The following is a 587-nucleotide window of genomic DNA, read 5'->3' on the forward strand; positions in this document are numbered from 1 at the left end:
GGTCATGACCTGAGCCTATCCCAGCCGCGTCGCCAGACATAGCGTTTGATGCAACCATACTTTGACTTTGATGCGTCTGGCGCCCTGCGCACGGCCGCTTATATCGGCTGTCGGACCAACATCGAAAGCTACCAACTCTCATGCCCAAACACATTCCGAGCGACCCAGCTCGCACAATCCTCCTCATTGGCGCATCGCGGGGCCTCGGCCATGCCATGGCGGCCGAGTTCCTAAAAAAGGGATGGAATGTCGTCGGCACAGTTCGCGGCGGCGGAACCCGGACCTTGCTGCACGATCTGGCAGACGAGCATGCTGGCCGGGTCGAGATAGAGACCCTGGACATCTGCGAGCCCGACCAGGTTGCGGGCCTGCGCCAACGCCTGACCGGCAAGATGTTCGACATGCTGTTCGTTAACGCCGGAACGACGAACAACGAGACGGATACGGTCGGGCAGGTGACGACCGACGAATTCATCCGGGTCATGCTCACGAACGCGCTGAGCCCGCTGCGCGTGATCGAGAGCCTCGATGACTTTGTCGAGGCGTCCGGGTTGATTGGCGTGATGTCGTCTGGACAGGGCAGCGTC

Annotated in this window: 1 protein-coding gene; it reads left to right on the forward strand. The window is 61.0% G+C overall.

What is annotated here, in order from left to right; genetic code table 11:
- Window positions 1–140 precede the first annotated feature (140 nt).
- The coding region (locus tag EN964_RS36585; RefSeq protein WP_127277603.1) for an SDR family NAD(P)-dependent oxidoreductase at window positions 141–587 on the forward strand (447 nt) is incomplete at its 3' end.

Source organism: Mesorhizobium sp. M7A.F.Ca.CA.001.10.2.1 (assembly GCF_003998575.1).
GTDB lineage: Bacteria > Pseudomonadota > Alphaproteobacteria > Rhizobiales > Rhizobiaceae > Mesorhizobium.